The 5655-nt window shown below is 70.4% G+C and carries 2 protein-coding genes; both read right to left on the bottom strand.

Annotation, left to right across the window (positions count from 1 at the left end):
• Nucleotides 1-143: 143 nt before the first annotated feature.
• A complete protein-coding gene (locus ABZX75_RS33695) occupies nucleotides 144-668 on the bottom strand; it encodes a hypothetical protein (RefSeq protein WP_355417884.1) in 525 nt (174 codons plus the stop codon).
• A gap of 19 nt (nucleotides 669-687) precedes the next feature.
• The coding region (locus ABZX75_RS33690; RefSeq protein WP_355417880.1) for an RHS repeat-associated core domain-containing protein at nucleotides 688-5655 on the bottom strand (4968 nt) is incomplete at its 5' end.

Below are 5655 nucleotides of genomic sequence, written 5' to 3'. Positions count from 1 at the left end.
CCGGCACCTGCTGGGGGGGGCGCGCCCGCGCGGCCGGTCGCCCCCCGCGCGCGCCGCCGGGCCCCGCCCCCCCGGGAAGCCCGGGGGGCGCCCACCGGGTCCGTACGGACCCGGTGGGCGCCCCATGCCGACCGGCGGCCGGTTCAGCAGTCCGGACGGGATCCGTCGAGGACCGCGTTCACGGACACGGAGTACTCCTTCTGAGCGGAGTACGAGACCCTGAGCAGCGTCGGCTTCCCGTCCACTTCCTTGCGAAAGCACATGTCCTTGAGCAGGAAGCCGGGGGTGATCTGCGGTCGTGACCCGGTGGCCTTCCAGCCCGCAGCCGGAGCCGCGGCCCAGTAGTGGTCGACCACCTTGTCGGGATCGCCGTCGTAGGCGTAGTACGTGTCGGCGACCAGCCAGACTTCGGTGCCGCTGTCGTCCAGGCACTCAGCGCCGCTCGCGCCCGGCACGGGGGCCGCCCCGGACGGCGCCGGCGGAACGGCGACGGCCGAGACCTGCGCCAGGCGAGCCACGCCCTTAGGCTCGTCACACTGTCCTTCGGCGCCGATCAGCAGCGTGGTGGCCCAGTACAGCACACCGCCGACCAGGGCGAGTGCCACGGCGCATGCCGCGACGACCAGTACCTTCGGCAGGCGGCGCCTGCTGGAATCCGTAGCGTTCACGGAACAACGACCTCGCTCATCACGCCAGCCAGCCTCTGTTGTAGTAGTACCGGCCAACGTAGTACAGGTTGACGAACAACGTCCCACGGATGTACCAGAGCCACATGACGTAGCTGTTCCAGTAATTCGACGCGAACCGCCTGGCGATCCAGTTGTTGTGCTGGTCCTTGCCGGTATCACACTTGGACCGCGTGCACGTCTCACCCCACTCGTGGGCGTCGCCGAGCCGCTTGGCAGCACGGGCCCCGTAGAAGAACGTCAGGCTGGCCTGCCACATGAAGTGCCGGACGGCGTTGTTGAACGGCTTACTTCCCGGCAGGATCGCCAGCAGGAACACGGAGATGGCCGTGGCGTGGGCGCAGCCGCGCCAGCCGAGGGTCGCGCAGGCGGCCGCCTCGATCATCTTCTTGCGCGACGACTTGGAGATCCGGCCGTCGAGGTCCTGCTGGTTGACCGGGTCCGCGTTGGCGTACTCGTAGGCGTTGGCGCTGCCCCCGTACACCGGGTCCGGGGACAGGAAGCGTCCCTTGGCCGGGTCGTACAGCCGGACGCCCATCAAGGTCAGGCCGCCCGGGGTCTCGCCGGAGCGTAGGTGCGCTCCGAGCCAGCCGTACCGGACCGCGGTCTGGCCCGGTCGGGGGTTGCCGTACTCGTCGTGGTCGAGGACGACCGGCGCCTGGGAGACGTCCAGGGGGAGCCGGAGGGCGACCGAGCCCTGGATCTTCGTCAGTTGCAGGACCACGTCACCCGTCTTGCCGGTGGTGGCGGCCAGTCCGCCGGCGGACGTCACGTTGCGGGTCACCGCACCGGTCGAGGCGTCCTCGGTGATCCAGCGGGGGCTGTCGCCGTCGTTGGCGTAGTGGTTGGTCTTCGCTCCCGACTGGGACCAGGTGGAGCCGTTGTACGACTCGGTGGTCCAGCCGCGGAAGCGCTGGGCGGTGTCGAGAGACCAGGTCTGCCGCCGGTCCGTCAGGGTCTGCTGCCGCACCCGGTCGTTGTTGTGGTAGGCGATGGTCCCCTGGCCGGGAACCGCGGTGGTGCGGCCGAACGCGTCGTAGGTGTATCCGCCGTCGACGATCCGGTCCGCGGTGTCGTAGGTGTGGGTCGTGCTGTTGCCTCCCGTCGCCGGGCAGTCGGCGCCGGGCAGGCCCGCGGCCGCGTTCAGCGCGGTGCGGTTGCTGCGCCCGTCGAAGGTGTAGGTGCGGCGGGTGCAGATGGTGTCGGCGGTGTCCTCCACGGAGGCGAGGCGGCCGGCCGTGTCGTAGCGGTAGCGCTGGTCGGACCAGCCGGTGTGGGTGGTGAGCTGGCCGTGGACGGACTCGGTTACCACGTCGCTGTAGACGACCGTGGAGTCGCTGTCGCGCACGTAGTCGCGGCGGACGGGGTCACCGGCGGTGTCCAGGGTGACCTTGAGGGTGTACCCCCCGGGGAGCTTCTCGCTCCGGACGGTCCCGTCCGCGTCGTACGACGGCTGGAAGGCGCCGGCGACCGAGTCGGTCACCTTCGTCGGCAGGCCGCGGGGTTCGATGCCGTGGTCGTAGGTGTAGGTGACGTTGGACGGCACGTTGTCCGCGGACCGGGTGGGCCGGTCGAGCAGGTCGTACTCGGTGGTGGTGGTGCCGCCGTCGGCGTCGGTGTACGAGGTCGCCCGGCCGAGCTTGTCGAAGGACTTCAGGATGGTGCCGCCGGTGGGCGAGGTGAGCTTCACGGCCCGGCCGGTGACGGGGTCGTACTCGGTGGTCGCCTCCGGTGCCGCCTGGCCCGTGCCGCCGGCGACGGTGACCTTGGACGGCCGGCCCGCCGCGTCGTACGTGGTGGTCGTGGTCCGGGTGGTGCCGTTCGCCGTCTCCGTCTTCTTCGCGGGCTGCCCCCACCAGTCGTACTCGGTGGTGAGCGTCGGCAGTGCGGTGGGGTTGGAGCCGCCTCCGGTGATGGCGGCGGCCGGTCCGACCGTGCATACCAGGTCGGCCCACTCGGGGCGGCCGTTACAAGCACCGGTGCCGGTCGCGGACCAGTACGTGGTCACGCGGGTGGCGGCGTCGGATCCGTTGGAACCGGGCAGGATCTGCTTGGAGATCCGGTCCTTGGCGTCGTATTCGGTGGTCTCGGTCAGGGCCAGGCCGCCCGGGTCCTTGACCGTGCGGATCGGCAGGCCTCGTGCCCAGTCGTAAACGGTCTCGGTGACGCGCTGCTCGCCCAGCACCGACGGGTGCTCCCGGACCTGGGCGCCGACGGTGACCTTGGTGACCTGGTCGCGGACCTTCGCGGAGCCGTCGGTCGGACGGCCGCCGTCGTACTCCTTGACCGTCCAGTCGCGGGCGGTCACCGACATCCCGGCGGGGGCCAGGAGGGTGGCGCCGGACTTCAGGTCGCCGGTCAGGTCGATGCGGCGCAGCGGGCCGAACCGGGCGACCTCACGCACGCCGTTGTCGTCGTAGACCGTGAGGGAGCTCAGCAGGTGGGCGCGGTCGGCACCGCTGAGTGCGCCGATGCCGAGGTCGGCGCGGGCAGACTGTTCCGCGGCTCCGGAGCCGATGGCCAGGGCCCGGTTGGCAGCGGAGAGCTCGCGGACGGTGTTTCCGTGGCGGTCGTACTCGGTGGCGGTGATGTGCCCGCCGGGCGCCGCGGTGTTCACGGCCCGGCCGGAGGCGCCCAGGTAGGTGATCGACGCCCGCGTGTAGGCCGAGGCAGCGAGTGAGGTACCGGAGTGGGCGGCGGGCACGGAATCGGCCGGGAAGACGGCGGTCGCGTCGGTAGGGGCTACGTTCTGGCCCCATGCCTTCACGTCGGCGGTGCCCATCGGGTAGGGGGCCGAGCCGCCGGTCAGCGGTATGCCGTAGACGATGCCGGTGGTGGCGGTGCCCTCGGTCACGTCCGCGGTGCCCGGCTTCAGGCCGGAGCGGGACGCCTTGAGGAGCATCCCGTCACCTGCGGTGGACGAGGTGCCCGCCGCTCCGTAGGTGAAGAACCAGGGCAGTTCGGACCGCTCCTCGAAGGTGGTGATCCGGTCGGACGCGTCGTAGGTGTACTGCGTCTGCGTCGACTGCGCGAGGTTGGGGTCCCACTGCTGGCGCAGGTTGCCGCCGTTGTCGTAGCGGTACGTCGCGACAGCCTTGGAGGTGGCGTTCGCGGCGCCCGGCTCGGTGGACCACAGCCGGATTTCCCTCACTTGGCCGGCATAGTCGCCGAACTCGGCGGGGGTGCCGGCACCGGTGGCCGTGGTGCTCGTCGCGTAGACGAACTCCAGCGAGCGGCAGCCCTTCGTGGAAGGGGTGAGGGCGCAGGTCGCGGCGGACACCGCGGAAGTCGGCGCGACGACTCGCTTGGGACGCGCCAGCTTCGTGCTGCCGACGGTGACCGCCTCGGAGATCACGGTGACGGTCGAGTTCTCCACGCCGTCGACCAGCGTGCTGGACACCTGCCAGGTGGTCATCGCCGGATCGGCCTTGGTGAACTGCGTGATGGTGCCGTTGTCCTCGGACAGCGTGAACGAACCGCTGACGCTGCCGGTCAGCGCCAGACTCTCGGCGCCGGGCTCGGCGATCCAGCCGGTCCGCGCCGCGTTGGCGGTGAAATGGACGGAGTCGCCTTCGGTGGTGACCACGTCGACGGCCGTGTCGGAGATCCGCTCGATGTGCGAGTAGTCCGACTCGATGAGCGCAGCGGCGGTTCCAGCGGCCCATTCCCGGCCGAAGATCGGGACCTGGCCGTCCTGGCCGGCGCCCTTCTGCGGGTCGCGGGAGGAGGTGGTCCGGGAGACCGACATGCCGAACGCGCTCACGTCGGTGTCGGACAGTTCGTAGTCACCGGTGAGCAGGTTCACGGCGCCCGGTCCGACCGGGGCGGTGGCGGCGCCGCTCGCGTTGCGGTCGACGACCACCGCGAGGGCCTGCGTGGATCCCGTAGCCCCGCCCGGACCGGTGAAGTCCGCCTTGATCTCGACGCTGCCGTCCGGGTTCACGGTGTCCGTGGTGTTCCAGACCAGCGCGGGGCTCTTCCCGCCGGTCATGGTGACCGGCCAGGCGGTGACGAGTGTGCCGCCGTTGGTGACGTGTCCCGCCGGGATCTGTACCCAGGGGTCGGCCTCCGAACGCCGCCAGGAGAAGGACGCCTTGTCGTACTTGACGCCGTCGGCTTCGGCCTGCAGCGGGAGCCGGCGGGCGGTGCGCTCGCCGAAGGTGGGCTGGACGAACCCGCCCGGTCCGGCGTGGAAGGTGTACACGACCGGCTCGGAGGCATTGTCCGCCCGGTCCACGGTGCGCACTTGGAGGGTGTGGGTGCCGTCCTGCGGCGGGGTCACGGACAGGGTCCGGGTGCCCGCGGTGCCGTTGGTGGTGACCCGGGTCCAGGACATGCCGTCCAGAGACCATTCCAGCCACTGGTGGTCGGAGGCGGGCGGGTCCACGGTGAACGCGCCCGCCTGGCCCTCGCCCTTGACCCAGGCGTTCGAGGGGTAGTCCGTGGAACTGAGGCCGGTGGGCGCCGACGGGGAGGTGGTGTCGACCGTGAAGGTCCTCTCGGCCGACCAGCCCAGGTTGTAGTGGGTGCCGTCGTACGGGGAGGTACGGAAGCGGTACGTCTTTCCGTTCGTGAGGACCCCCGCCGGGACGGTCACCGAGGAGACCTGGCCGGAGGGAACGAAGGACGATCGAAGGACGTCGCCGACCTGGACATTAGTGGCGTTGTCGAAGATCTGGAACGCACCCTGGACCTTGTCACCATTGGCGTCGATGAACGTATCCCGCAGCGTCGGCGTGACGCTGTTGACGACGTAGGCACCGCCGTAGGAGAAGAACGGCGGGCCCGCCTCCTGCTTGGTGCCGGTGCGGGGCCGGTAGTTGTAGGTGACCGTCAGCTTGGGCGGGTTGGATGCGGCGTTGGCGGAGTTGACTCGCTTCCACTGCTTGATGTTGTTCTCGTCCGTGGCCCGCAGGCCCATGCCGGAGTAAGTCCACTTGTTGTTGGCCCAGTGCTGGACCAGGCTCGT

This window comes from Streptomyces sp. NPDC003038 (assembly GCF_040611115.1).
Lineage (GTDB): Bacteria > Actinomycetota > Actinomycetes > Streptomycetales > Streptomycetaceae > Streptomyces.
This window is presented reverse-complemented; position numbering and strand designations above follow the sequence as displayed.